Here is a 25118-nt window from a genome sequence, read left to right on the forward strand (position 1 = left end):
TCCCTCATGTAGTTATATAATATTCCTATCATACAATCTTCGTTTGGAGGTGTGCTGTTTTATGAAGAAAATGCTTGTGATCATTTTTTTGATTGTCTTTTCATCGGTTTTCTTTGCTTCTGAATACGAAGCGTTGCTTTCCGAGTTTGTTCAAATAAGGGCCATGGAAGACACCGAAATGATGGCCGAGTTCATTGAAAAACTTGAGTCTGAGGACCTGGAAGATATAGAAATCCTCACTCTTCTCGCGGATTGTCACCGGGAATACGCGAACTGGATAGAGGATAAGAAGACAAGAGAGACTCATTATAACAAGGCAAGAGAGCTTGCAGAACAGGCAATAAAAATGGATGACTCATATGGAATGGCCTACTATGTTAAGGGAGCGGCAATAGGACAACTCGCTCAGATGGCAGGAATAATTCAGTCCATGTTTCTCATATCGGATTTCGACAAGAGTATTGACAAAGCAATGGAACTGATGCCTGATAGCCCATTCCCATTCATTGCTAAGGGCATGAGGGATCGTGATACACCCTGGCCGTACAGAAATTACGGGAAGTCGGAAGAGCGGTTCATGAAGGCTATCGAAAACGATCCGGGATATCTCAACAGCTATTATGAGTTGGCGGTGCTTTATCAGGTTTGGAAGAAGAAGGATCTGGCGGCCCAGTATTACAGAAAGGTACTTGAACTCGAACTCCAGCCCGATTTTATCGTTCAAGGTCAGGAAGCAAAAGAAAACGCTCAGAAGTGGCTGGAAGATAACGGTTACTGATGATATACAGGATAATTTTTTCTCTGTTTCTTCTCTTTATCATGCCATTCCTGAACTATTCTATTATGCTCTCGGCGATTGTGGTTTCCCTGGTCCTGATCGGAGTGATCCTCGGTAGCAAAACTGAGCGGGTTGCCAGGATTCAGAATTTGACGCTTACTTTGTTCTATGTTGTAATTCTATTTGGCTATTTTCAAGACACGGCAGGCATGGTTTACAGAAGCGAAGTTGTAATCCTTGCAGTAGCACAGGGAGTCTCGGGGTTCTATGGGCTTTTTCACCACAGAAGATCTCTATCGGTCGTCCTTTCCCTGGGATACTGGATTCTGGTTGGAACTGCGTTAAGCAGAATTGCATGGATGCGACTTGGAAGCGGCGGTTTGATCCTTGGTATTGCATTGATCGCTCTTGTTGCGTTTCAAGACATCAGGAGAATCTACAAGCCATTAGTTAGAAGTCCCTTTGAACAGGATGGTGAAGGCTGAAATGGGTAACACGGGAAAGATCAAAATTGGGATTGTTCAATTCAGAGCCGATAATGATGCCCCTGGGGAGAATCTGGAGAAGATTACCAGTTACATAGAGAGTCTCGTTGAAGAAAATGTAGATCTTGTTCTTCTCCCCGAGATGTTCAACAGCGGGTACGGCACAGATGAGGCGACTATAAGCAATGCCTCTGAAATGCAAGAAGAGACCGTGGAGGTTCTCTCTGCTCTTGCAGACTACAATGATATTGCAGTTGTAGGTGGAATCGCAAACGAAACGAACGGAGGTTTTTTCAACTCTACTGTCATAATGTTGCCTTATCTAGAACCGATTTACTACAACAAAACCCACCTTTTCCGCGATGAAAAGAAAGTCTTCACTCCCGGTAGTGAATTCAAGACTTTCGAGTTCTCTGGAATCCAGTTCGGAGTGCTTATGTGTTACGAAATAGGGTTTCCAGAGATCTCAAGAAAGCTATGTAAACAGGGGGCAGAGGTTCTCCTGGTTCCATTTGCCTTTGGAAGGGAAAGGAAATTGATCTTTGAGACAGCAACCAGAGCCCGCTCAATAGAGAATGGATGCTTCCTGGTCGCCTCTAGCCAGTGCGGTACAAATAAGACAATGAACTTTGTTGGAGGAAGCAGAATAATCTCACCTTCAGGCGAGATTATTGTAGATTGCGGAGGAGCCGAAGGTTTTGCTTCTGCCGAGATCGACATTGGGCTGGTCAAGAAGTATCGATTCGGAGAGAGCCGTGATTCACACGGTTATTTCTCCAACTTTAGAGACGATCTTTACCGTTGAAACCCGGTTGACAGGTTCATTCGCATGAGATAGAATAAATACCGTTAGTGGGCCGTTAGCTCAGCAGGCAGAGCGATTGATTCTTAATCAATAGGTTGCAGGTTCGATCCCTGCACGGCTCACCAGAGTGAGAAGATTAAGTGGAGAAGTTCTCCCACCCCCGCCCTAAGGTTGAGGGGTCGATACCTGAAAGAAGGGTTATTGACATGGCGGGATTTTCCGCCAATTTTTTTTGAGAGGTGATGTAGTATCGCAAGAGGTGACTCAACTCCGAAGAACAACGAAATAATGACGAAGACGGTTAGACTTGTTGACATGAACGGCGAACAGCTTGGGGTAGTCCAGACGTCAGAAGCTTTGAGAATTGCCAGAGAAAAGGGACTGGATCTTGTTCTTGTAGCACCTGCGGCGAATCCGCCAGTCGCAAGGATCATGGATTACGGGAAGTACAAGTACGAAAAAGACAAGCGCAAGAAGGAAGCGAAGAAGAAAACTAAGCAGTCCCAGCTTAAAGAGATGAAGTTCAGGATTAGAATCGATGAACACGATTTCCAGACCAAGACGAACAGGATCAAAGAGTTTCTTGAAAAGGGAAGCAAAGTAAGAGTGGTAATTATGTTCAGAGGAAGGGAAATTGTCTTTTCAGATAAAGGGAGAGAGATTCTCGAACGAGTTGCAGATCAGCTTCAGCAGATTTCCGATATCGATCGGCCTCCAAAGCTGGAGGGGAGAGATATGTGGATGATCCTTAAGCCAAAGACAACTCCTCAAGGAGGTAAAGATAATGGGCAACAAAGTAAAAATGAAGACTCATAAGGCAAGTGCCAAAAGGTATAAGGTGACCGGTAGTGGAAAGATCATGAGAAATCAGTCTGGAACTGGCCATAATACCGGTAAGAAGAGCGAAAGCAGCCGTCGTGAGGCCAGAAAGTGGAAACTGGTCGAGGGCGGATATGAGAAGAAAGTTAAGAAAAGCCTGGGCATTTGACCCTGTTGTGAGGTGAGATTTAGATGCGTGTAAAAGGTGGAGTAAACTCTAAGAAGAAAAAGCTGAGATATTTGAAAGCCGCTAAAGGATACAGAGGTGCCCTCAGTAGAAGGTACAGACTTGCAAAGCAGTACTACATAAGATCCGGAGTGTACGCGTACGCAGGAAGGAAAGTAAGAAAGAGAGATTTCAGGAAGCTCTGGATTACTAGAATAAATGCTGGCGCAAGAATCGCAGGAACTAAGTACAACGATCTGATTCATGGTTTGAAGATTGCAGGAGTAAACATAAACAGAAAAATGCTTGCCGATCTTGCAGTCAACGATTTTGGAACGTTCAAGGAGTATTGTGAAATCGCCAAATCGGCGTTGAATGGAAATTAAAAGGGGCTCAGGCCCTTTTTTTTTGAAGGGAGATGAAGGAAGATGGAATACTCTGCAAGGAGAATAGGAAAGATGGCCTTCTATGCAAAGACTCCTTCTGGCCATGATATACATATGGATGCAAATGAAAGTTCTGGAGGCGATGGATCGGCGCCAGCTCCAATGGAGATGGTAATGGCCGCGCTGATGGGTTGCACTTCAATGGATGTAGTTTCGATTCTCTCCAAGATGAAGGTTACGGACTACGAGTACTGGATTTCTGCAAATTATGAGTATGCAAAGGAACATCCGAAAGTATTCACGAGCATCGAACTCGTATATCACTTCTCGGGTAAGAATCTACCGAAGGATAAGATAGAAAAGGCGGTTACCCTCTCTCAGGAAAGATACTGTTCTGTCTCGGCTATGCTTGGCAAAACGGCTGATATGTCAATGAGAATTGAATATGAAGGTGAAGAAAAGTGAATCCAAAAGAAATGGCAGAGAGAATGGAAACCATAAGAGACAACGTTAAGTCAATAAAGAATAAGATACTCGTTATGTCTGGAAAGGGGGGAGTTGGCAAGACGACGGTCGCGGTCAATCTAGCGCTAGCTTTGGCAGATGAAGGCTTCAAGACCGGTCTGATGGATATAGATCTCCATGGACCCAACGTAGCGAGGATGGTCGGTCTGAAAAAGCAGCCCGAAGTTGTAGAAGGACAGATTTTCCCTCCCGAGGCTCTGCCTAACCTGAAGGTTATTAGCATCTCAAGTTTCGTTGAAGAGGATGCTCCGGTGATTTGGCGTGGGCCGATGAAGACGACAGCGATCTACCAGTTTCTCGGGGATGTTATGTGGGGTGAACTAGACTTTCTCGTAATCGATTCTCCTCCAGGGACGGGAGACGAGCCGCTCACCGTTCTGCAGACTCTAACCGATCTTGTGGCCGTTGTAGTCACTACTCCCCAGGCAGTTGCCGTTCAGGACGTGAAGAGGGCGATTAATCTTGTCAAGACCATGCACAGAGATATTCTTGGAATTGTCGAGAATATGTCTTATTTGAGGTGCCCACACTGCGGAGAAGTGATAAGACTCTTTGGCGAGGGCGGAGGAAAGGAACTTGAAAATCTCTTCAACATTCCGCTTATCGGTTCTCTTCCATTTGATCCCGCACTCGTAGGTTTTTCAGACACCGGGAAAAGCATTGTGACTAACATGAGAGGATCTGAGCTGGAAACCGCTTACCGCGAAACAGTGAGGGAGATAGTGAAAAGGGTGAAAGTTCAGTGAGTCATTTCAAAAGTTTGACACTTGAGTGGAGCGAAGACCGCCTGAAAATGATTGATCAGAGGAAGCTTCCTACGGCAGAAGAGTATGTAGAATGCAGGAACCATGAAGAAGTATATGTTGCGATAAGAGAAATGATAGTCAGAGGTGCTCCAGCAATAGGCGCCACTGCAGCCTTCGGTTATCTGCTAGGTGCAAAGGAAGTACTGGATGCTTCCGATGAAGTCTTGTTGGATCACATGACAACTGTTAAGAAAAGGCTTTCCGAGAGTAGGCCCACAGCCGTGAACCTCTTTTGGGCCCTGGACAGAATGGAAAACGCTCTTAATTCTAACTGGGGTTTGGAAAGGAAGAAACTCATCGAGTCGCTCGAGCGAGCGGCCCTGAGTATTGCAAAAGAGGATATAGAAATCAATAAATCGTTAGGAAGAAATGGAGCAACGGTTGTGAGAGATGGAGATGGAATTCTAACTCACTGTAATGCCGGAGCTCTTGCAACAGTCGATTACGGCACGGCTCTCGGGGTAATGCGAGCTGCTGTGGAACAGGGTAAGAGAATCAAAATCTTCGCCGATGAAACTCGCCCTTATCTTCAGGGAGCGCGGTTGACGGCCTGGGAACTCATTAAATCAGGGATCGACGTGACACTAATATGTGACAACATGGCAGGATGGGTAATGAAGAAGGGATTCATTGACCTGGTTCTAGTCGGAGCAGATAGAATTGCAGCTAATGGCGATGCCGCGAATAAAATTGGGACGTATTCCGTTGCAATACTTGCCCAGAGGCATGGGATTCCTTTCTACATAGCTGCCCCACTGAGCACTGTGGATCTCACAACCGCTTCTGGAGAAGAAATACCGATAGAAGAGAGGAGCCATAGAGAGATAACTCACATAGGCAATCAACAAATTGCGCCGGAAGGCGTGAGGTGTTTGAATCCAGCATTTGATGTAACCCCATCGAGTTTGATAACAGGAATAATCACGGAAAAGGGAATTGCGAGGCCGCCATATGACGTATCGCTGAGAGGAATGTTTGAATAGAATCTGGAGGAGGTTATTTGGATGTGGGAATCTCTAGAGAAAACTGATAAACAAGTCTTCGACATAATGTTCAAAGAGCTTGAAAGACAGAGAAACGGGCTTGAGTTGATCGCTTCAGAGAATTTTGTTTCCAGGGCTGTAATGGAAGCAATGGGATCGGTCATGACGAACAAATACGCAGAGGGTTATCCTTCCAGAAGGTATTACGGAGGATGTGTCTTCGTTGACGAAGTTGAAGATCTGGCGCGTGAGAGAGCCAAGAAACTTTTTGATGCAGGGTTTGTCAACGTCCAGCCCCATTCGGGTTCTCAGGCAAACATGGCTGCTTATCTGGCAGTTGCCAAGCCAGGCGATACGATTATGGGTATGTCTTTGAGCCACGGGGGCCATCTAACTCATGGATCTCCGGTCAATTTCTCCGGGAAACTCTTCAATGCAGTCTCTTATGGAGTCAATGAGGAAACCGAGGTAATCGACTATGATGAAGTGAGGAAAGTTGCTCTTGATGCTAAACCTTCTGTAATTGTTGCCGGCGGAAGCGCTTATTCCCGAATAATCGATTTCAAAAAATTCAGAGATATTGCCGACGAGGTACACGCCGTTCTGATGGTAGATATGGCCCACTTTGCCGGCCTTGTAGCCGCAGGACTTTACCCTAACCCCCTAGATTTTGCACATGTTGTGACGACTACGACGCACAAGACCCTGAGAGGGCCGCGAGGGGGAATGATTCTCACAAATAATGAGGAGATCGCAAAGTCGGTTGACAAGATGGTGTTTCCGGGTACTCAAGGTGGCCCGCTCATGCATGTGATCGCATCAAAAGCAGTTTCGTTTGGCGAGGCTCTAAGAGACGAATTCAAGGCTTATCAGCAGAACATCATCTACAACACTCGCAGACTGGCGAAGTCGCTTGAGGAAAAAGGTCTTAGGATAGTATCTGGGGGTACAGACACACATCTGTTCCTCGTTGATCTGAATCCTATGAATGTTACTGGAAAAGCTGCGGAAAAGGCCCTGGAAAAAGCGGACATTACGGTCAACAAAAATACTATCCCAAAAGAAACCAGGTCACCTTTTGTCACCAGTGGAATAAGGATCGGAACTCCTGCGATTACTACAAGGGGTATGACTGAGAAAGAAATGCCCTTGATTGCCGATTTAATTATTCGAGTTCTAGAGAGCATAGAGGGAGAAAAGGGAGAGATCTCACAGACAAAAGTGAGAGAGATCAGTGAGGAAGTCAAGACGCTAACAAGCAAATTCCCACTCTATTCAGATCTGATTCACAGGAGTGATGCAGGTGTTTGACCAGCTTACGGTAGTCAACCATCCGCTTATTCAACATAAGCTTGGAATAATGAGAGATGATCAGACCGGTCCGAAGGAATTCAGGGAGCTCTTAAAAGAAATCACATTACTCCTTACTTATGAGGCGACGAGACATATACCGACGTACGATAAGGAAATCAAGACACCGCTGGTGAAGATGGTGGGCCAGTGTATAGAGGATAAGAAAGTGACGGTCGTTCCCATCCTCAGGGCCGGCCTGGGAATGGTGGAAGGAGTTCTTTCATTGATGCCCAACGCTTCGGTCGGATACATCGGAATATATAGAGATCCCGACACAATACAGCCGGTGGAGTACTATTCAAAGCTTCCGAGTGTTGATGAAAATACTCAGCTATTCGTTCTAGACCCTATGCTGGCAACGGGAGTGTCCTCATCGTGGGCTCTGAAAGTAGTGAAGAAAGCCGGGGCGAAACAAATCTCGCTAATGTGTCTCATCGCTGCTCCGGAGGGTGTAAGATTCATTGAGAAGAATCATCCCGACGTGAAGATCTTTACGGCTGCTCTCGACGAAAGACTCAACGACCATGCCTATATAATTCCGGGTCTAGGAGATGCCGGTGACAGACTTTACAGAACGAAGTAAGTTTAGGGCCCTGGTTCTTGGAGGTTACCTAGAGGATGTTGAAGTATCGGGCAGCGGTCACAAAGCCAGTATAGTCAAGACAGATGGAGGATCGGCATTCAATGTGGCAACCTGTCTTTCGTTACTCGGTGCTGAAGTCCTATTTTTGAGTTGTTTTGGTGTTTGCGATTCTGATCGGTGGTCTTTCAGATCAGTCCCCGTTATGCCTGATTGTGCACACGGTATTTTTCTCTTCAGCGGTTCCGATGTCATTGCCGTGCAGAAACCTCAGCCTGTCGACGTAAATCAAGAGCTGGTAGGAATTCTGATCGATGAAGAGTACGATCTGGTCTACAGTACTCTGGAAATTGGTCAGCAAGCGGCATCAGTTATTAGTTCGGTGAAGTCGAGGATCAAAGTTGTTGATCCATCTCCCTTTCATGAGTTCAAAGGTCTCGATGGACTGGGGAAGTATGATTTTATTCTGGCAAATGAGTACATGTCATTTGAAAAAAGCGACAGGCGCCTGATTATAAAGGCTTCAGAAAAGGGCGTTTACTTTGCTGGTAAAGATTATTTGCCACCCGTGGTTGGGAAGAATCGTTTCGGAAGCGGGGATATATTTGGATCGGTTTTTTCGCTGCTTCTCATGAATGGAGCATCTCCAGAAGAAGCTATTGGAGAAGCAGTAAAGGTAAGCGGAGAGTTTTGCTCACAGACCAGGTCGGTCGAGCAGTTTGTGCTTGGGATAAGGAGCAGTCTTAATTACGTGATAAGGGGTTGAGGATATGTCCGGTAAGCTCACGGTCGTAGTGGGACCAATGTATTCGGGAAAGACCTCGACGCTTCTTTCCATGATTGAAATTTACACACTTGGAAAGAAGCGAATAAAGGTTTTTAAACCAGTAATAGACGACAGATACTCTTCTGATCATGTTGTAAGTCACTCCGGTCAGATGGCGGAAGCGATAAATGTTTACGATTCCTCCGAAATCAAGGAAATCGTGTCCAAGGAAAAGGGGAAACTCGACGCGATTTTTATTGATGAAATCAACTTTTTTGACGAAAACCTCCTTCGCATTGTAGAAGAGATAATCTTCAGTGGTGTAGATGTATTCTGTGTTGGTCTCGATTTAAGTTACAAGCACAGGCCTTTTGCCGTAACCGCGAATCTGATGGCTGCGGCAGACGAGGTGATAAAGAAGAAGGCTGTCTGTCACATATGCGGTGAGTACAATGCCACCGTTACTCACAGAATTTCAGGTCCAACTGACAGTGAAATAGATATAGGTGGTATGGAAAAATACATCGCGGTTTGTAGAGATTGTTACAAAAAACTGAATGCGAAAGACTGGGGCTAAGAAGCTATTTTCCTCTTTTGGTCTTTTTTATAGAATTCTCCGATGCCAAGATGGATGACTGACATTAATCCTTAGAAACACTTTCTTCGAAGATTCATAGATTAATTAAGTATATTGATACCTTCACGGTAACTAAAAATTAATATAGTTGCCCGATAATCGCTGTTGTTGTTCAGATAAGTTCAACATACAAACGCTGGCCCGTTGTATACTTTTCAAGCTGCGGAGGTGTTCAGATGTTTGAGAATCTCCAGGAAAAGCTGGGCAGAGCTTTCAAGCTGCTAAGTGGAAAGGGAAGAATCTCTGAGAAGAATATAGAAGATGCTGTAAAGCAGGTCAAGTTGTCGCTTCTGGAGGCGGACGTCAACTATAAGGTTGTCAAGGAGTTTATAGGCGGCATCACTGAGAAGGCGCTTGGAGAAGAGGTACTGAAATCGTTCACGCCTGATCAGCAGTTTATAAAGATTGTCAGAGACGAACTGATCAAGATGCTTGGCGAGAAGTCGGTTCCGTTGAAGCTTTCTAGCCAGCCTTCGAAGATAATGATGGTGGGTCTTCAGGGAAGTGGGAAAACGACTACTACGGCCAAGCTGGGTACATTGTTGAGAAAGGAAGGCCGAAAACCTCTTCTTGTAGCTGCGGACGTGTACAGACCAGCGGCAATTGATCAGCTGATGCAACTTGGAAAACAGATTGATATGCCTGTTTTCACGGGCGACAGAAAGAATCCCGCAAAGATAGTTCAGGAAGCAATGCAGCAGGCGGTTAGGAACATAAATGATGTGGTGATTCTAGACACCGCGGGTAGACTTCACATAGACGATGCGATGATGAGAGAGTTGAAGGAAATCGTTTCCGCTGTTAAGCCCGATGAGATATTAATGGTTGTTGATGCCATGACTGGACAGGACGCCGTGAACTCAGCTAAGGCATTTAACGAAGCGCTCGAGCTTTCCGGGTTTGTTGTCACAAAACTTGATGGCGACGCGAGAGGCGGAGTAATTCTTTCAATAAGGCATGTAACGGGAAAACCCGTCAAGTTCATTGGAATCTCGGAAAAGCCCGACGGTATTGAGGCCTTTCATCCAGACAGAGTTGCAGGAAGAATACTGGGAATGGGCGATGTTTTGTCGCTCATCGATAAGCTACAGTATAACATTGACGAAGAAAAGGCCAAAGAAATGGAAGAGAAATTTCTCAAGAACAAATTTGATCTTGAGGACTTCCTTGATCAACTGAAAGAAGTAAAAAAGCTGGGGTCGATTGCAGACATCATGGAGATGATACCTGGCGCCCCTAAAGACGTTGATCTTGCAGGAAGCGAAAAGAGCATGAAGAGAACAGAGGCGATCATCCACTCCATGACATCTAAAGAGAGAAGGAATCCAAAGCTTCTGAACTATTCTAGAAAGCAAAGAGTAGCGAGAGGTAGCGGAACAACTATTCAGGATGTCAACAAACTCCTTAAGTCGTACGATCAGATGAGGAGTATGATGAAGCAGTTCGGAAGAAAAGGGAAACTACTTAAAGGTATGAAAGGATTTTCATTTTAGATAGTAGAGAATCAGGAGGTGCACGAAAAGAATGGTAAAGATTAGGCTTACAAGGATGGGTAGAAGGAACAGGCCGTTTTTCAGGCTTGTCGTAGTGGATTCACAAAAGCGTAGAGACGGGGCCTATATTGACTCTCTGGGATTCTACGATCCGATAAGAGATCCCGGCATTATGAGTGTCGATGTAGACAAGGCAGTAAGCTGGATAATGAAAGGTGCTCAGCCGACTGAGACCGCAAGATCGATTCTTGCAAGGTTCGGAGTTATGAAGAAGGTCCACGAGCTGAAGTATGTCAAGGAATCGGGAGAGAAAGCAGAGTAATGAAGGAAGTGCTAGAACATATTCTGAAGGGAATAGTGAGGGAGCCCGATCGGATAACTGTTACTGAAGCAGTAGACGAAAACGGAAACATGGTCTTTGAAATCAGCGCTGCAGAGGAAGATGTCGGCCAAATAATTGGAAAAGACGGTAGAACTATCAAGTCAATCAATGTTCTCCTCAACGCACTCGCCGGATCATCAAAGGAGAGTTTCATCCTAAAGGTGGTAAGATGAGCGAACTGAAAGAGAAGTCTTTGGAGGAAATGGTTCCAATCGGGAGAATAGTGAAGCCTCACGGACTTCGTGGCGAGATGAAGGTAAAAGTCGCTCTTGAAGATGAAACGGCTTTCAAAGAGATCCAGGAGGTTCTGCTTTATGATGAAAAGACCCGTTCGCGGTTTGTAACTTCAATCGATGGAGCCAGGAGAGCCACCAAAGGTTGGATCTTGCATTTCGAGGGAATAGACTCTATGGGTCAAGCAGAAAGGCTTGTAGGCTTCCATATATACGTTGAAGAACGTGTCTTGCCTGAGTTGAAACAGGGAGAGTATTATTACTTTCAGATTCTTGGGAGTAGTGTATTCGATGAGAACCGGCGTTTCATAGGAACTGTAAATGACATCATCGAAACTGGAGCAAATGATGTTATGGTGGTCGTTCGTGAAGAGGACTTGACTGTTCGTGAAGAGCTTATTCCAATAATTAGAGACTACATTCTCGAGCTCAATTTTGAAGATAAGACGATTGTTGCCAGATCTATGGAATTCGAAGAGGTCAAGCCCGAATGAAGATAGAGGTATTGACGATCTTTCCCCAGCTATTTGAAACGGTCTTCAACTGGGGGGTAATATCAAGGGCTATTAAAAACGGCATAATTGCTTTTGAATCGGTCGATATAAGAGATTTCACCGATGATCGTCACAGAACAACCGATGACTACCCATTCGGAGGGGGGAGCGGCCTTGTAATGAAGGCTGAACCAATAATCAAAGCAGTTGCAAGTCGCTTTTCGGATGACAGCAAGCCCCACGTTGTCTATCCGTCTCCGCAGGGCAAGCTCTTTGACAACAAAAAAGCTCTTGAACTGAGTAAGCTTAGCCACATAGTTTTTGTTTGCGGGCGTTATGAGGGAATAGATGAAAGGGCAATGAGTTCCATTGACGAGGAGATTTCGATCGGTGATTTCGTACTCAGCGGTGGAGAAATCCCGGCACTGTTGATGATAGAGGTCATTTCAAGGTTTGTTCCAGGAGTTGTCGGTGATATGGAGTCGGTAATTAACGATTCTTTCTTCTCAGATCTTCTTGATTATGCTCATTATACGAGGCCCAGAGAAGTAAACGGCATGGAAGTGCCCGAAGTATTGCTCAGTGGGAACCATGAAATGATAGAGATTCATAGAAGAATGGAAAGTTTGCTCAGAACTATCGAAAGAAGGCCGGATATCTTTCTCAAGCATGATTTTGACCTGACTGACAAGAAAGCACTATTGTTGCTCTTCAAGGAGCTGAAAAAGGATGCTGAATAACATATATCTCGCTTTGATTCATTACCCTGTTTTGGGCAGACATGGAAATATCGTTTCCAGCGCAGTCACGAATCTGGATGTTCACGATATTTCCCGAACGTGCAGAACATACAATGTCAAGGGTTACTTCGTGGTAAGTAATCTCCCGGCTCAGAGAGAGATAGTAGATAACGTTCTAAATTACTGGCTTGAGGAGTTTGGAAGGGAATACAACCCCAGCAGAAGTGAAGCGCTTAAAGTAGTTGAGAGGGCATCATACATGGAAGATGTTCTAGAGCAAATAGAAGAAATCGAAGGACAGAGGCCCGACCTCGTTTTTACTTCGGCAAAGAGGGGAAAAGACAGAATCACTTTCGATGCCATGCGAAGGATAATTGTCAAAAGTGTAAAACCCCATCTTCTCCTCTTTGGAACAAGCTGGGGCTTACCCGGTGAAATTGAGAAGATTTGCGACTATGCTCTTGAACCGCTTAGAGCGAATTCGGATTTTAACCACCTCTCTGTGAGAGCAGCAGTTGCAATAGTTTTAGATAGATTAATTCATGAAGATACAGTAGAAGTTAGGAGGGATAAAGATGGATCAGTACATAAGATCTCTGGAAAATGAGCATTTGAGGGACGACCTGCCAAAGATGGGCCCGGGCGATACCGTCAGAGTAAGCGTTAGAATCAAAGAGGGCAACAAAGAAAGAATTCAGGCCTTTGAGGGAATTGTAATGGGAATAAGAGGGAGCGGGACGGGTAAGTCCTTTACAGTCAGAAGAGTAGGAGCCGCGGGTGTTGGTGTAGAAAGGATATTCCCGTTCACAAGCCCTTCTCTCGAGAAGATTGAAGTTCTTAGAAGGGGAAAGGTCAGAAGAGCGAAGATCTACTACATTAGAGACGTGAAGGGTAAGGTAAAGATAAAAGAGAAAAGGGACTGAGGCTAAGTGTCTGCCAAAAAGTCGAAAAAGGGTTCTGACAAGAAGGAATCGCGCTTTCTCCACGAAGTTAAGGAGTGGGGAAAGGCGATTCTTTATGCTGTCGTATTTGGTACGATTATTCGTTTGTTTGTTTTTGAGACAATGCTGGTTCCGACAGGTTCAATGATACCAACCATAAATCCTCCCGCCAGATTGTTTGTGGAGAAGATCACTTACGAATACAGAGAGCCTGATTACGGGGACATAGTGGTGTTCTGGACGCCTTATGTGGATATTGAGTCTCAGAAGTATCTCAGAGGGTTTGATAAATTCATGGATCTTTTTTCTCCAGCCAAGTACAGGGGTCATGTCAAATATGTAAAGCGATTGGTGGGAAAGGCTGGAGACGTTCTTGAACTCAGAAGAGCGCCTGATTATACTGCGGCGAATCCCGTATACCAGCTCTACGTAAATGGAGAGATTCCACCTGCACTTGAAGAAAGGCGTTATGTTAGAGAGGGAGTGTTTTACGATCCCAGCTTCTATTTAGGCTTGGCTCACCCCGACGATCCCTCGGTGAGATTCTCCCCTTATTACAGGCTTTATCAGGCCTATAAGGGGCTGATCGAATATACTGAGTTCTTCGAAACAGAGTTGGAGCCCCTCGGTCTGGAGAAGTACATCACTCAGGATCCGTCAACGGGAGTGGTAAGAGTTACCGTGCCGGAAGGGTTCCAATTTATGATGGGTGATAACTCAGCAAATAGCTTCGATAGCAGGTATTTTGGATTCGTTCCAGAGGAGGCAATAATCGGTAGTCCGATGTTGACTATATGGCCTTTTTCCGATTTCGGTCCGCTAAAGAAATAACCGGGGAAACCCCCGGTTTTGGCGGAGGCGGTGGGACTCGAACCCACAAGGGGCGTCAACCCCACCGATTTTCAAGACCGGCTCCTTAGCCAGTTAGGATACGCCTCCACTTAGCTGATTATACCTCTTTGAGACCACAGATTCAAGGGGTGTTTGATCTTGAGAGACGTTCAGAATGAGAAGGACAAGAGAAACATCAAAATCAACATGGTCGGGATAAAGTCAATTGAGTATCCCATAGTAGTACTAGACAGAAAATTCGGAACACAGAATACTGTGGGGAAATTCGATCTGTTTGTGGATCTTCCTAAGGATTTTCGTGGTACTCACATGTCAAGATTCGTAGAGGTCCTTGAGAGACACCACAAGAAAATCACTCCCAGAAGCATGGAGTCAATCTTGAATGACATGAGAGACTCCTTGAAAGCCGATGTGGCTCATATCAAGGTTGAGTTTCCTTACTTTATAAGAAAGAAAGCTCCAATAAGCGGGAGTGAGAGTTTCAGCTCATTCAAGTGTTCCTTCATTGCAATGAAGGATGGGACGTTTGATTTTGTCCTTGGAGTCAAGGTTCCGGTCATGACCGTCTGTCCTTGCTCAAAAGAGATTAGTGACAGAGGTGCTCACAATCAAAGGGCAGAGGTTTTTGTTTCCGTAAGAATGAATTCGCTTGTTTGGATTGAAGAAATCATCGAGTATGTCGAGAAATCCGCAAGTGCTCCAATCTTTTCTTTGCTCAAAAGAGAAGACGAGAAGTTCATCACCGAGCACTCTTTCGACAACCCCAGATTTGTGGAAGATCTTTCGCGAGAAGTCGTCTTACTTCTTCAAGATGATAGTCGGATCAACTGGTACAGAGTCGAAGCGATCAGTCAGGAGTCAATTCACAATCACGAAGCATACGCATGTATAGAAAAGGAATGAAAAATGGTTTTCTCGAGTGAATTTCTTGAGCCGTCGTTTTTCGCGAAATATGAAAAACTTATAGAGCTCATGCTCTCTTCTCCCCACAATCTAAGCTCAATTAAGGAATTTGAAAGAGCAATGACAGTTCACATCGAAGACACCATTATTCCGTTTGAAGGTTCTTCTCTATCGGGCCGCTGCATAGACATTGGAAGTGGAGGCGGGATCCCAGGTCTTGTTTTGGCGATTTCTTTTCCTAAGTCAAACTGGACACTTCTTGAATCAATCGCAAAGAAAACCAGGGAGATCGAAAGATTTGCCCGGGATTTAGACCTGACAAATGTTGCCGTAAAGACAGCAAGAGCAGAAGAATTCGCAAAAGAAGCAGGAGAGACTTTCGACTCAGCCTTCTTGAGGGCAGTTGGCAGATGCGATATTTCGCTGGAACTCGCGGCTCCTCTAGTTAAGGTTGGGGGATACATCTACCTTTACAAGGGTCCCGGGTGGCTTGATGAGAAGGTGTTTTCTGATGCAGCAGAAAGAGTTCTTGGATTACGGCTCTCGTGTGAAAAAGAGTACAGACTTTCTGACGGTTCGAAGAGGTTTATGGTAGTTTACGAGAAGGAAAGAGCTACTCCGAGTGAGTTTCCAAGAAGATCAGGAGTTGCGTCGAAGCTTCCTCTTGGAGGTCGAAAGTGACTGAGAAAAAGGGGAAACTCTGGATCGTAGGCACTCCCATTGGAAATCTCGATGACATGACGATTAGAGGGAAGAGAGTGTTTGAGGAAGCCGATTTGATCCTTGCAGAAGATACGAGGAGAATGAGGTCACTTCTCTCCTCTCTAGGGATAGAAAACAAAGATGTGGTATCCCTGAATATGCATAACCAGGAAGAAAGACTGTCTTTCATAATTCGAAAACTTGACGAAGGAGCAGAGATCGCACTTTCCAGTGACGCAGGAATGCCCGTCATCTCTGATCCAGGGGCCAAAATTATCAGGATTTGCCGTGATAGAGGTTTTGAAGTTGACGTTTCACCAGGTCCAAGTGCCGTTACGTCGGCAATTGCTGTCAGCGGTTTTCCAGGAAGTCATTTCACATTTCTCGGCTTTCTGCCTAGAGGCAAGAATCGGAGAAGACTGTTGAGAAAGATTTCTCGGGGCAGTTACGGCGAAAGCCTCATTGTATTCTTCGAGTCACCATTCAGACTAATGGAGACATTGCGCGAAATCCTTGAAATTATTGGCGACAGAGAGATATTCATCGGAAGAGAGCTGACCAAACTCTTCCAGGAGTCTTTTTTCGGATGCGTTTCTGACGCTATCCAGAAGTTCGCGTTTTCCGAAGTGAAGGGAGAGATAACCGTCGTTCTATCGGGAAGGGATGAGAAAGATGTTTGAGATGATGAGGAATTTCTTTTGTCTAACTCCCGCCATTGCTGCGGCAATACTCTCCCATGAGTATGCTCGCTTTATAACCGCGAGACGTTTCGAAGCCACCAAGCCGGAATGGGGAGGACCCGGCTTCATCAGAAGAATTGACCCTGTCGGTTTATTAATGTTCTATTTCTTCAAGTTCGGCTGGTCGAGACCGTTTCCCGTCAACTACTGGAAGCTCAGAAAAGCCAAGTATTTCAAGGCAATACTGACGGCACTTTCCGGATCTATTGCGAACTTCTCGCTTGGAGTTATCACAGGTCTGATCTTCTATCTCTCCGGTCTTCACAGGTTCTCCACCTTCATGCCAGAAACGGTCAGCTCTTTTCCCGCAAGTTATTTAGCAGACGTTGTTTACTGGACAATGGTGATAAATCTTAACACTGCGCTTTTCAACTTGATCCCTATACCCCCTCTTGACGGGGCAAACATTGTTACAATGCTTGTTCCGGAGAGCCAAGTGAACTGGCTTGTCAAATATGAACTATATGGAATACTGACACTTCTCGTGCTGTCACTCATGGGGATAATCCAGCTTATTATGTGGCCTATAACCCAGTTCATACAGCTTCTGGCTAGATTAATAGCCTAATGTTTTTCTTTTTGTTGAAGTTGAGAATCTATCATTTCAATCGTTTCGGCAAGAGCATCCTCTAGATTGTCGTCGTATCTCAGAGTGAAACCGGAAGCCTTTTGATGTCCTCCCCCTCCAAACGCAACGGCGATTTTGCTAACGTCGAAGTAGCTCTTCGATCTCAGCGAGACATGAGCTTCTCCTTTACTCGCTTCTGAGGCAAACAGAGCAACTTCAACGCTCTTTATCGATCTCAGATCGCCGACGAAACCCACAAAATCATCTTCTGTGAGTGAGTACTTTTCAAAATCCTCCAACTCAAGGTAGGAATATGCAAACCTGCCGTTTGATAGCATCTTTATATTGTCGATCGCATCCCTCTCAAGGAAAAGTTCTTCGATCTTTCTTGTTTCAAGGATTGACGTTGCCACGAAGGTGGGATCGGCTCCTAATCTCACAAGCTCCGCAGCGGCCTCGAAAACCGAGCTATCTACATTCGAATATCTGAAGAAACCAGTATCTGTTGCAATGCCTATGTAGTTCATCAGTGCGAGATCGGCGTCATATTCAACATCCATGAGTTTTAGAAGGTCAAGAACCATTTGAGCAGCCGAAGAATATGATGGATCTACCCAACAGTCGTCTGCAAAATAGGTGTTGGTTGCGTGGTGATCAATAACCACTGAAGGGATTCCTTTTCGCAAAAGCTGTTCAAATCTACCGATTCTATCTGGAGATGAAGCGTCTACAATGATTATTAGATTGGGCTCCACAACATCATTACTGAAATCCTTAATTCTATCTATCCAGGGAAAGACTGTAAAATTCGCCGGAATCTTCCAGTCAATTGCCGGTGTAACCTTCTTGCCAAACTTCTCGAGTCCCATCGAAAGTGACACCACTGACGAGATACAATCACCGTCTGGCATTATATGACCCACAACGAGAATGTCGTTGGCCTTCTGTATGCATGATACAATGCTGGTGATCTTCCTTATCATTGTTCAGTCTCCTTAATCGACTCAACCGCGTGCTGGACAACTGCAGTGAATTTGGGTCTTATTCTGTTTGCCGTTTTCACCACATCGGCATGAGTGAGCTTCTCCTTGAGGATCCCAGATGCCATATTTGTCACGCACGATAAAACCAGAAGCTTTATGCCACAATGTCTCGCGGTGATTACTTCGGGGACCGTCGACATCCCCACGAGATCTGCCCCGAAGAATTCAAAAGCCCTTATCTCTGCAGGCGTTTCATAACTCGGTCCCAGAGTCCAGCAGTAGGTTCCTTCCTTCAAATCTATCTTTGCTTTCTCGAGCCTTGATTTCAAGACTTTTAGCCAGGCAAAATCAATTATCTCCGACATGTCGGGAAATCTCGGGCCGTAACGGCGGTCATTTTCTCCCCTCAGAGGGTTGCGAAATCCAAAGTTTATGATATCTGTCACTGCAACTATATCCCCGGGAGAGAAGCTTCTGTTTATTCCGCCAGAAGCATTTGTAATGAGCAAGTTGCTTACGCCAAGTTCTTTAAAGAGATATATTGGTGAGGAAACGTCTTCAATTCTATGACCTTCGTAGAAGTGAAAACGTCCTTCCATTGCCACCACCGGGAGTCCTTGGAATGTCCCGAAGACTAGCCTGCCTGAATGACCTTCAACGGTAGCTGTGGGAAATCCCGGAATTTCTCTGTAATCTATTGCCAAGGGTTCTTCAAATTGCTCAGTAAGGTAACCCAGTCCCGACCCAAGTATCATCGCAACTTTCGGAAAAGTTGTTAGGCGCCTGGCAACTGTTTCTTTCATCTCTCTATAGAGTCTCATAGCAAACCTCCAGAAGTAAAGACCTTCAAATTATTATATAATAATGAAAGCTTCTAGGAATCCAGAATTTGACTTTGGAGCCTGGTATCACTATAATTATTGCAATTTGAGAAAGATCTCGAAGGGAGGATGTCCTTTGACAGTTGATGAAGTATTCGACAGAGTAAAAACAATAATTTCTGAGAAGCTTGGAGTCGAGGAAGATGAAATCGCCATGGATTCAGATTTGACCGAGGATCTCGGAGCAGATTCACTCGATTTGGTCGACCTGGTAATGGCACTTGAGGACGAATTTGATTTCAAGGTTGAAGACGAGCAGATCGAGAACATCTCCACAGTTGGGGATATTGTGGAGAGTATCGGCAAAGGTCTAGGCGTTGAGGATTGAATTTTCTAAGGGGGCTTAATGCCCCCTTTAATTTGAGTGGAGTGATTTCGATCGAAAGGGAGTTCAAAGTAACAAAAGAAAATTTTTACGAGAGATTGGACCGGGTTTTGAGGAAAGAGCTTTCCGATTTGAAGCTCTCCTCAATATACAAATTGCTGAGAAGGGGCAATGTTAGGGTCAATGGGAATAAAATCAGAGACGGCTCATGGAAAATGGAAATAGGCGATAAGATTCAGGTAGTCTTCTCGGGAGATCCTTCGAAACTGAAGCGTCTCGAAGAATCGCGCGAACTGACGCCTAAACACATTCCACTCGACATTTTGTTCGAAGATGATCTTATAGTTGCAGTTGACAAACCTTCAGGAATCTCCGTTCATCCCGGTAAGGGAATCCAGATAATCACCCTGGTTGAAGGATTGATGGCGTACGGGAATTCGAAAGGTTTTGTTCCTCGCCCCGTTCACAGGCTTGATAAACACACTTCTGGTGTAATCCTCTTCGCGAAATCCCCGGAGGCTGCTAGAGAGCTTTCAAAGCTATTCAGAGAACGGGGAGTCGAAAAAGGTTACTTCACTCTTGTGAAGGGATTTCCTGAAAAGAGAGGAAAACTTGTTTCGCAGAGAGAGAAATTCGTCGAATCCCTGGCTTTCACAGTTGAGAAGAGCTATGGTACGACGTCTTTGTTGTGGATCGATCTATTTACTGGAAAGAAGCACCAGATCCGTCGACAGTTAAGTGAAGCGGGTTATCCAGTTGTCGGAGACGATGTGTATGGAGACAGACTGTTCAATAGAGACTTCAAGAAAGAAACGGGGCTCAGGCGATATTTTCTTCACTGTTCAAGGCTTTCCTTCGCTAGAAATGACGGAAAAGAAATAGAGATCATCTCTGAACTCCCCGGCGACCTTAAGAGGGTGCTGGGTTGCCTCGAATAAGATTTGTATTTCTCATTATTGTGGTTGTTTTCTCTTCACTCCCGGTGGCAGGTCAGGCGGAGATCAGAAGTGAGATTGAGGAAGCGAATGCAGAGCTTTCAGAAATCTATGGTTTCTCGGTAAAATACAGTCTTACGATTTTAAAGGGTGAAGGTCACGAGCAGCCTGCGGCAATAGACAATAATGGAATATATCAAATCTTTCTTTACACCTCTTCGTATAAACCGGGAGTTGCGAGGCATGAACTCGCCCATGTTTATTTCTTTGAGTACCTGAGAATCAGGGATATTAATCCTGACGAAATTCCGCTGTGGTATCATGAGGTGATTGCCGAGGGATTTCAGAACCTTCACACCGGGACTAGGAGGTCGGCTTTAAGAGTAGCGTTTTTTGACTTCACAGAATACGAGGAGAGATACCCGGTTAAGGATGATCAAAGTGTCTTCTACGGGGCAGTGGCAAGCTTTGCCGACTACATTATCAAGAGGAATTCGTACAACAAACTACTGGAAGTTGTCAATGAGTTCTCTACTGAAAGAGAAATAGACACCGCTTTTTTGAATGTGTTTGGATCCACTGTTCGTTCAATGCTTTTAAAATGGAGGATTGTTTTTTTGCTTCCATATTCCCCATTTGTTGTCGGTGTAGTATTATTTCTTTATCTTCTGATCGGGAGGAGAGATAAGTATTGGCGGAAGTTCCCGTTAGACCTAAGAAGCCTCGAAGAAGACGAAGAAACGAAAAACAGAAGAATGTAATCAGTCTTGGGAACGGCATAGTTATCGTTGTTTTTGTTGTTGGTCTGCTTATGTCTCTTCTATATATTCCTTGGAGAGTCTCCCTGGATTCTAAGTACAACCGTGCAGCTCTTGTTACCGAGAAGAAGGTTGACGGCGTTCCATCAAAGCAGCTGATTTACGTAGATAATCTGGCGGAAATTTCAGAACTTGGCTCTGCGGTTATCTTTATGGATCTTAGAGATGACTGGAATAGACTGGAGGAAATTCTAGACTTGCAGGTTCCTGTGATACTTACGGGGGTTTCTCCGTACCCTGTTTCGGAACTCGCTTCTATTCTGGATAGTCATTGCGCTTATACTGGCTACATGGAGTTTGACGAAAGAGGGCAGTATGTTCTTGACGTCTTAAAGGCCCGAGATAACAAGTCTCTGGTTTTCCGCGTCCACAATCTGAAGAAGAAAGAGTATCCAAATTACGATATCGATAGAGCTGTAACGAGGTACATTAGATCAGTTAGGGAGCGAAGTGTTGACGCATTGCTTTTCTTAACTCCTCCGGTTGATTTCGACTATGATGAGCTAGTTCACAAAACCTACGAGGAGCTGTATGAACAGGACCTAATCTCTGACGAAATAACATCTCCCAGGGCTGGCTCATCAAGATTCAAATTGCTTTCAGCGTTGTTCATATTTGTGTTGATCCTATCAGTTAGTCCGCTTGGCGCCGCTGGAATCACAGTTGTATTTCTACTTTTCCCGACTATCGGTCTGCCTCTGGCAGCAATTGCAGGGGAGTTTGCGATTTACAGAAGGTTGTCTTCTCTAGATACCGGGGTTTTCAGAGGGTTACTACTATTCTTTTCGCTTTCTGTTTTTCTGGGAATCTCTATCAACGCATCCATGGTCGGAGTCGAATTCCAGAATGGTCTAGAGCTCTTCAGGGGTGTGAAAGTATCTCTTGTTGCCCTCCCCGGTTGGTTATTCGTAACCGGTTTTATGAAGAGTGTCTCCAGAAAAATATCTAAGGGCGACCTGCTGGTATTTGTGTTTGCCGGAATAGCGGCCGGTTACTACATTCTAAGAAGTGGAAACTTTTCCTTTGTTCTTGACTCCGAAAGAATGGTAAGGGACTATCTAGACAATCTCCTGCTGGTTCGTCCACGTTTCAAAGAGCTACTTGCATATCCTTTGCTAGCCATCCTGATTCACTTCTCTTTCAACATTAAGGGAAAACTCGCTCCAGTCATTGCATCGGGAGGATCTCTTGTGATAGTGTCGATCGTCAATACCTTCTGTCATGCCACCGTCCCACTTTGGACGGGACTGCTGAGAAGCTTGTACGGTCTATTATTCGGGACAGTTGTTTCGATGATATTGATTACATTTGTCAAGAAGTATAGTAGAAGCTGTAAGGATGTTGAAGTACTGTTGAACGAGAGTGACGAAGACGAGTCTAATTAATATCTGATGATAGGAGGGATGGATTGTGAAGAAGATAATTCTTGTTTTTCTCAGTTTGTTTCTGGCGATATCTTTGTTTGGTATAGTTTCTTACGATCTTCAGAAGGTCATTATCGTGCCTGAAGAACCACAAGGAGGTCTTGAAGTTTCAATTTGGCTGGACAGAGACATAGGCTCTCTATATTACTCCGGCGAGGAGGTAAAGACTTATTTCAAAGTCAATAAGGATGCCTATGTGGCAATTTACGATATCACTCCCAACGGCGAGATTCAGCTGATATTTCCAAATGGTTTTGACCGCAACAATTTCCTGAAAGCTGGAGTAACGTACACGCTTCCAACGGAAAACGCCAATACGAGATACAGGCTTCAGTTGACAAGCGAAACCGGTGGCGGTAAGGAGATATTCCAAATAGTGGCATCTACGATGCCTCTTGGATTTCTGGATGCCCTGATGGCCAAGGCCGAAGCGGGAGACATTTTTCCAAAAGCAAGTTCTAAGGCCGAGGACTTTGTCGTGTCAAAAGTAATACCCGTAATCGACAAACAGGAGTATGCAGTCTCCACAACCTGGTTCTACCTGGACATAATGCCGAGCACGGGACGCGCAAGAATAACTACGACCCCGTCAGGCGCAACGATATATATTGACGGCAAGATGGTTGGCACAAGCCCGCTCAGCATGGATCTAGATGATGGAAACCACATTGTTACGGCTTATAAGAGTGGTTTCAGGAGCGAAACCAGACAGTTCTCAGTGATAAGCGGGAGAACCGTTGATGTTCAGCTAGACCTTAAGAAGTTCGTCAGCGAATATCAGCTCTCGATCGTCACGAACCCGAGTGATGCTGTTGTCTATATCGATGGAAGTCTGATAGGTCGGACACCTTTGAATGTAACTCTGGAAGAAGGGACCAAGAATCTCAGTGTTTCGAAGTCCGGTTATGTGACTTACACGGAAACACTGGTTCTAAACCGGAACATATCCAAATCAATTACATTGACCCCGATCGTCCAGAACTATCAGCTCTCAGTAATTACTAGTCCCTCCGGGGCAGATGTCTATGTAAACAATGCCTATATTGGTCGCACTCCTTTGAACGTAACTCTCGAAGCTGGAACGAAGAACCTCAGAATAGAGAGGTCTGGTTATGAGACTTATTCCGAAAGCTTTATGCTCGACCGTTCGATATCCAAGTCGATTACTCTGTCGCCTCTAGTGAGAGAGTACAGATTGAGCGTTACAAGTTCGCCTTCGAACGCTCTGGTGTACATCAATGGTAGCTATCAGGGGAGAACACCGCTGAACCTTAACTTGAGAGAAGGAACCTACACGGTTAGAGTTACTGCGAATGGATATGATGACTTCTCCACAAGCGTTTCGCTTGATAGAGATAGGCAGGTCAGCGCTACCCTGTACGCAAAGAAGGCAAGGTTAACCGTTGAGACAGAGCCAACCAATGCGTCCGTCTTTGTTGACAACGTTTATGTCGGCAGATCACCGCTCTCAATCGATGTGGATGCCGGAAGACATACTATAAGAGTAGAGAAATCAGGTTATATCACCGATAGTAAGGAAGTAAATCTTGCCGCTGGAACGAGTTCTTCAACGAAGATAATACTTGTTGAGGAAAGGCCAGTCGCAAGAATCACCATTTCTTCAGATCCTTCTAACGCAAGAATATTCATAAACGGGAGAGACTATGGCAGAACCAACAGAGTTGTAGAACTAGATCCCGGATACTACGAGGTAGTCCTGGTGCTAGACGGGTATCGCGTGTCGGTGACATACCGTTACTTTGGAAAGGGAGATCACAATCTCTCGTTCAATCTTTCAAGGATAGACTGACATTCGTTCGTTGCTTCGAAGATAACCGGGACTCAAGTCCCGGTTATCTTTTTCCTGTCGTTCTCTGAGAGAAGCTGCCAGTCTCCTGGTCGTAGCTCCTCAGATAGACAGTAAGATCCAATCCGCCTTCTATGCAGCTGGATTACTTTGTTTCCTGATGCAGAAACAAGTCGCTTTACCTCATGGTATCGGCCTTCCGTTAGAACGATCCTCATATGAAAGTGATCGATTTGCTCGACATGAGTCGGCTTCGAAAACTCATTGTTTCCAATGAAGAGCCCTTGTGAAATCATGGAAATCTCTTTCTTGGTTATCTCTTTGGCTGTTTCCACAAGGTATTCCTTTTCAACAAGCTTTCTGGGCGAAATCACTTCGTGAATGAACTTGCCGTCGTTAGAGAGTATCAAAAGTCCCGTTGCGTCCTTGTCCAACCTTCCTCCAGTTGACAGATCTGCCGAGAAGTTCGCGTCGATGAGTTCGAATACGCTTCTGCCTTCGCTTCTTTCTCTTGAGCAAACGTAACCTTCAGGCTTGTTAAGGGCAATATAAACATTCCAAAAAGCCTCTAGAGGTCTTCCGTCAACAATGACAGTGTCTGTTTCATCAACTACTTCAGAAGGATTGTTCGTGAGGACTCCGTTTAGACTCACTCCATTGCTTCTAATTATTCTCCTGCTTTCACTTCGGCTGAAGCGCCCAAATCTCGACACAAAGGCGTCTAGTCTCATACATAGATTGTACAACACCATTTCTTGGGATACAAGTCGTCAACTTCTCCGGGCTATTGGTCAGAATGGTATAATCT

33 protein-coding genes and 2 tRNA genes are annotated in these 25118 nt (G+C 45.1%); 31 read left to right on the forward strand and 4 right to left on the reverse strand.

Annotated elements, in window-relative coordinates:
• The first annotated feature begins 61 nt into the window (after positions 1-61).
• The 22 genes from Y696_RS01600 (at position 62) to lepB (ending at position 14203) form a co-directional block, all read left to right on the forward strand.
• A complete protein-coding gene (locus tag Y696_RS01600; protein WP_014730160.1) occupies positions 62-778 on the forward strand; it encodes a tetratricopeptide repeat protein in 717 nt (238 codons plus the stop codon).
• Entirely contained in the window at positions 778-1263 is a 486-nt protein-coding gene (locus Y696_RS01605; RefSeq protein WP_121509675.1) for a hypothetical protein, read from the forward strand. The genes Y696_RS01600 and Y696_RS01605 overlap by 1 nt, the downstream gene beginning before the upstream one ends.
• Positions 1250-2068 carry a carbon-nitrogen hydrolase family protein gene (locus Y696_RS01610; protein ID WP_121509775.1) on the forward strand — a complete coding sequence of 273 codons (819 nt, stop codon included), beginning with the start codon at positions 1250-1252 and terminating at the stop codon, positions 2066-2068. Before Y696_RS01605 ends, Y696_RS01610 begins: the two co-directional genes overlap by 14 nt.
• A 49-nt stretch (positions 2069-2117) precedes the next feature.
• Positions 2118-2193, forward strand: a tRNA-Lys gene (locus Y696_RS01615).
• Positions 2194-2317: 124 nt separating this feature from the next.
• Positions 2318-2884 carry a translation initiation factor IF-3 gene (infC, locus tag Y696_RS01620; RefSeq protein WP_257212000.1) on the forward strand — a complete coding sequence of 189 codons (567 nt, stop codon included), beginning with the start codon at positions 2318-2320 and terminating at the stop codon, positions 2882-2884.
• Entirely contained in the window at positions 2853-3056 is a 204-nt protein-coding gene (gene rpmI, locus Y696_RS01625) for a 50S ribosomal protein L35 (RefSeq protein ID WP_006491740.1), read from the forward strand. Before infC ends, rpmI begins: the two co-directional genes overlap by 32 nt.
• 23 nt (positions 3057-3079) lie before the next feature.
• On the forward strand, positions 3080-3439 hold the full coding sequence (rplT, locus tag Y696_RS01630) for a 50S ribosomal protein L20 (RefSeq protein ID WP_099771804.1): 360 nt from the start codon (positions 3080-3082) through the stop codon (positions 3437-3439).
• Positions 3440-3481: 42 nt separating this feature from the next.
• Positions 3482-3904, forward strand: a complete 423-nt coding sequence (locus Y696_RS01635) for an OsmC family protein (protein WP_121509676.1) — start codon at positions 3482-3484, stop codon at positions 3902-3904.
• A complete protein-coding gene (locus Y696_RS01640; protein WP_014730165.1) occupies positions 3901-4710 on the forward strand; it encodes an Mrp/NBP35 family ATP-binding protein in 810 nt (269 codons plus the stop codon). The genes Y696_RS01635 and Y696_RS01640 overlap by 4 nt, the downstream gene beginning before the upstream one ends.
• Positions 4707-5753 (forward strand): S-methyl-5-thioribose-1-phosphate isomerase, encoded by a 1047-nt coding sequence (gene mtnA / locus Y696_RS01645; RefSeq protein WP_014730166.1) that lies wholly within the window; start codon positions 4707-4709, stop codon positions 5751-5753. The genes Y696_RS01640 and mtnA overlap by 4 nt, the downstream gene beginning before the upstream one ends.
• 21 nt (positions 5754-5774) lie before the next feature.
• Positions 5775-7064: a serine hydroxymethyltransferase gene (gene glyA / locus Y696_RS01650; RefSeq protein ID WP_121509677.1), complete on the forward strand. Its 1290-nt coding sequence runs from the start codon at positions 5775-5777 to the stop codon at positions 7062-7064.
• A complete protein-coding gene (upp, locus tag Y696_RS01655) occupies positions 7051-7689 on the forward strand; it encodes a uracil phosphoribosyltransferase (RefSeq protein ID WP_041928061.1) in 639 nt (212 codons plus the stop codon). Before glyA ends, upp begins: the two co-directional genes overlap by 14 nt.
• Positions 7658-8452 (forward strand): carbohydrate kinase, encoded by a 795-nt coding sequence (locus tag Y696_RS01660; RefSeq protein ID WP_121509678.1) that lies wholly within the window; start codon positions 7658-7660, stop codon positions 8450-8452. The genes upp and Y696_RS01660 overlap by 32 nt, the downstream gene beginning before the upstream one ends.
• Before the next feature lie 4 nt (positions 8453-8456).
• Positions 8457-9029 (forward strand): thymidine kinase, encoded by a 573-nt coding sequence (locus Y696_RS01665; RefSeq protein WP_014730169.1) that lies wholly within the window; start codon positions 8457-8459, stop codon positions 9027-9029.
• 236 nt (positions 9030-9265) lie between these two features.
• Positions 9266-10582, forward strand: a complete 1317-nt coding sequence (gene ffh / locus Y696_RS01670; protein ID WP_121509679.1) for a signal recognition particle protein — start codon at positions 9266-9268, stop codon at positions 10580-10582.
• Between the two features lie 31 nt (positions 10583-10613).
• On the forward strand, positions 10614-10904 hold the full coding sequence (rpsP, locus tag Y696_RS01675) for a 30S ribosomal protein S16 (protein WP_006491752.1): 291 nt from the start codon (positions 10614-10616) through the stop codon (positions 10902-10904).
• A complete protein-coding gene (locus tag Y696_RS01680) occupies positions 10904-11137 on the forward strand; it encodes a KH domain-containing protein (RefSeq protein WP_006491753.1) in 234 nt (77 codons plus the stop codon). Before rpsP ends, Y696_RS01680 begins: the two co-directional genes overlap by 1 nt.
• Positions 11134-11691 carry a ribosome maturation factor RimM gene (rimM, locus tag Y696_RS01685; protein ID WP_121509680.1) on the forward strand — a complete coding sequence of 186 codons (558 nt, stop codon included), beginning with the start codon at positions 11134-11136 and terminating at the stop codon, positions 11689-11691. Before Y696_RS01680 ends, rimM begins: the two co-directional genes overlap by 4 nt.
• Positions 11688-12431 carry a tRNA (guanosine(37)-N1)-methyltransferase TrmD gene (trmD, locus tag Y696_RS01690; RefSeq protein ID WP_014730172.1) on the forward strand — a complete coding sequence of 248 codons (744 nt, stop codon included), beginning with the start codon at positions 11688-11690 and terminating at the stop codon, positions 12429-12431. The genes rimM and trmD overlap by 4 nt, the downstream gene beginning before the upstream one ends.
• Positions 12421-13038, forward strand: a complete 618-nt coding sequence (locus Y696_RS01695; protein ID WP_099771811.1) for an RNA methyltransferase — start codon at positions 12421-12423, stop codon at positions 13036-13038. The genes trmD and Y696_RS01695 overlap by 11 nt, the downstream gene beginning before the upstream one ends.
• On the forward strand, positions 13007-13354 hold the full coding sequence (gene rplS / locus Y696_RS01700; RefSeq protein WP_006491761.1) for a 50S ribosomal protein L19: 348 nt from the start codon (positions 13007-13009) through the stop codon (positions 13352-13354). The genes Y696_RS01695 and rplS overlap by 32 nt, the downstream gene beginning before the upstream one ends.
• Positions 13355-13360: 6 nt before the next feature.
• Positions 13361-14203: a signal peptidase I gene (lepB, locus tag Y696_RS01705; protein ID WP_014730174.1), complete on the forward strand. Its 843-nt coding sequence runs from the start codon at positions 13361-13363 to the stop codon at positions 14201-14203.
• A gap of 19 nt (positions 14204-14222) precedes the next feature.
• Here the strand turns inward: lepB and Y696_RS01710 are convergent.
• Positions 14223-14311 (reverse strand) — tRNA-Ser (locus Y696_RS01710).
• Positions 14312-14356: 45 nt separating this feature from the next.
• On the opposite strand from Y696_RS01710, the gene folE2 reads away from it, so the two are divergent.
• From folE2 to Y696_RS01730, 4 genes are read left to right on the forward strand one after another with little or no spacing between them, the layout of a single operon-like run.
• On the forward strand, positions 14357-15127 hold the full coding sequence (gene folE2, locus Y696_RS01715) for a GTP cyclohydrolase FolE2 (RefSeq protein WP_006491763.1): 771 nt from the start codon (positions 14357-14359) through the stop codon (positions 15125-15127).
• Between the two features lie 3 nt (positions 15128-15130).
• Positions 15131-15808 (forward strand): 16S rRNA (guanine(527)-N(7))-methyltransferase RsmG, encoded by a 678-nt coding sequence (gene rsmG, locus Y696_RS01720; protein ID WP_014730175.1) that lies wholly within the window; start codon positions 15131-15133, stop codon positions 15806-15808.
• Positions 15805-16509 (forward strand): 16S rRNA (cytidine(1402)-2'-O)-methyltransferase, encoded by a 705-nt coding sequence (gene rsmI / locus Y696_RS01725; RefSeq protein ID WP_099771812.1) that lies wholly within the window; start codon positions 15805-15807, stop codon positions 16507-16509. Before rsmG ends, rsmI begins: the two co-directional genes overlap by 4 nt.
• Positions 16502-17137 carry a site-2 protease family protein gene (locus Y696_RS01730; protein WP_006491766.1) on the forward strand — a complete coding sequence of 212 codons (636 nt, stop codon included), beginning with the start codon at positions 16502-16504 and terminating at the stop codon, positions 17135-17137. Before rsmI ends, Y696_RS01730 begins: the two co-directional genes overlap by 8 nt.
• On the opposite strand, the gene Y696_RS01735 is transcribed toward Y696_RS01730, so the two are convergent.
• Positions 17134-18120, reverse strand: coding sequence for a bifunctional oligoribonuclease/PAP phosphatase NrnA (locus Y696_RS01735; protein WP_099771813.1), 987 nt, complete (start codon positions 18118-18120; stop codon positions 17134-17136). The two genes, Y696_RS01730 and Y696_RS01735, sit on opposite strands and share 4 nt — an antisense overlap.
• On the reverse strand, positions 18117-18941 hold the full coding sequence (locus Y696_RS01740; protein WP_099771814.1) for a purine-nucleoside phosphorylase: 825 nt from the start codon (positions 18939-18941) through the stop codon (positions 18117-18119). The genes Y696_RS01735 and Y696_RS01740 overlap by 4 nt, the downstream gene beginning before the upstream one ends.
• 136 nt (positions 18942-19077) lie before the next feature.
• Between Y696_RS01740 and acpP the strand changes: the two genes are divergently transcribed.
• The 5 genes from acpP to Y696_RS01765 are packed head-to-tail and all read left to right on the forward strand — an operon-like array spanning position 19078 to position 24313.
• Positions 19078-19329: an acyl carrier protein gene (gene acpP, locus Y696_RS01745; RefSeq protein ID WP_006491769.1), complete on the forward strand. Its 252-nt coding sequence runs from the start codon at positions 19078-19080 to the stop codon at positions 19327-19329.
• Positions 19326-20264, forward strand: a complete 939-nt coding sequence (locus tag Y696_RS01750) for an RluA family pseudouridine synthase (protein ID WP_099771815.1) — start codon at positions 19326-19328, stop codon at positions 20262-20264. The genes acpP and Y696_RS01750 overlap by 4 nt, the downstream gene beginning before the upstream one ends.
• Entirely contained in the window at positions 20252-21022 is a 771-nt protein-coding gene (locus Y696_RS01755) for a hypothetical protein (RefSeq protein WP_121509681.1), read from the forward strand. The genes Y696_RS01750 and Y696_RS01755 overlap by 13 nt, the downstream gene beginning before the upstream one ends.
• Positions 20953-22464: a DUF5693 family protein gene (locus Y696_RS01760; RefSeq protein ID WP_259459824.1), complete on the forward strand. Its 1512-nt coding sequence runs from the start codon at positions 20953-20955 to the stop codon at positions 22462-22464. The genes Y696_RS01755 and Y696_RS01760 overlap by 70 nt, the downstream gene beginning before the upstream one ends.
• 25 nt (positions 22465-22489) lie before the next feature.
• Positions 22490-24313: a PEGA domain-containing protein gene (locus Y696_RS01765; RefSeq protein ID WP_006491774.1), complete on the forward strand. Its 1824-nt coding sequence runs from the start codon at positions 22490-22492 to the stop codon at positions 24311-24313.
• Between the two features lie 32 nt (positions 24314-24345).
• On the opposite strand, the gene Y696_RS01770 is transcribed toward Y696_RS01765, so the two are convergent.
• Positions 24346-25041 (reverse strand): pseudouridine synthase, encoded by a 696-nt coding sequence (locus Y696_RS01770; protein ID WP_014730177.1) that lies wholly within the window; start codon positions 25039-25041, stop codon positions 24346-24348.
• Between the last annotated feature and the right edge of the window lie 77 nt (positions 25042-25118).

This window comes from Mesotoga sp. H07pep.5.4 (assembly GCF_003664935.1).
GTDB lineage: Bacteria > Thermotogota > Thermotogae > Petrotogales > Kosmotogaceae > Mesotoga > Mesotoga prima.